The organism is Rhodococcus sp. BS-15, from assembly GCF_000813105.1.
GTDB lineage: Bacteria > Actinomycetota > Actinomycetes > Mycobacteriales > Mycobacteriaceae > Rhodococcoides.
This window is the reverse complement of record NZ_BAOX01000566.1, coordinates 1-1,067: the sequence shown is the minus strand read 5'-3', so window position 1 is coordinate 1,067 and position 1,067 is coordinate 1. Positions and strand designations below refer to the sequence as shown.

At 68.3% G+C, this 1,067-nt stretch carries 1 protein-coding gene; it reads right to left on the bottom strand.

Annotated elements, in window-relative coordinates:
* Positions 1 to 1,045, bottom strand: a 1,045-nt coding sequence (locus RHBS_RS27975; protein WP_145977666.1) for an Hsp70 family protein, incomplete at its 3' end; no start/stop codon positions are given.
* Positions 1,046 to 1,067: the final 22 nt, after the last annotated feature.

Sequence of the window (1,067 nt, the reverse complement as noted above, 5' to 3'; positions counted from 1 at the left end):
TCGGCGGCGGTCGCGTCGGCGATATCGCTGCGAGAATTGCGGCACCGACGGCGACGGTCAGTTCGGGCCGCGGTCCGGCCACCACGGGAGCGCGCAGTTCGGACGACATGAGCTCGGCGACCAGCGGGATGGCCGAACTGCCACCGACGAGGACCACCTGATCGATGTCGGTGACGTCGAGGCCCGCGGCCGTGACGGCGTCGCGTACCACTCCGATCGACCCCAGCAGTGATGCGCGCACCAGTTCTTCGAGCTCGGAGCGCACCAGGCGAACCTCGGTGTGCAGGCCAGGCAGGTCGACCGTCAGTGACGTCGACGTGTCGTAGGAGAGCTGTTCCTTCGCCTCGCCGCAGCGGGCCCGCAGTTCCACCAGTGCGCCGACGGTATCGGGATCGAAGGGATCGAACTCGAAGGACTGGCTTCCCGAGACGGTATCGAGGACGTGCTGCATGATCGCGTGATCGAACTGCGCTCCGCCGAACTCCTGCGAGTGAACTCCGGTGCCGACTGGGCCCGCCTCGGAGCCGGTGCGCATCAGCGTGACGTCGAGTGCAGTCGCACCGAGGTCGTAGACCACGGCCAGGCCGTCGGACTGTGGTCCGCGGGTGACTTCGAGCCACCGCATCGTGGCGACGGACTCCGGGACCAGCGTGACGTCGGTGAGCCCGGCGCGGTCCAATGCTTCACCGAGAACCTCGGCGGTGTAGGCGGTCCAGCGGGTGGGATGGGTGACGACGACTGTCGGAGCGGCGTCGGTTCCGGCAGAGACCTCGGCGACGAGTGCGCGGGTAGCGGTGGCGTAGAGATCCTCCGCGCGGTGACTGCGGCCGTCGTCGTCGATCAGTTCCACCGGGTCGCCGACGCGGTCGGCGAATCCGCTGATCAGATTCCGCGTCGAACGGTCCCACAGCTCTGCCAGACGCGGGGCTTCGCCCGGACGGAGGTCGAGTGCCGAACGCTTGACCACCGAGGTGACGGGATCGGTGTCCAGTGCAGCCACCGCCGTCACCGAACCGATGCGTATGCCGAGCCCTGTCTCTGTCATTCCGCGGGCTCCACTCCTGCCG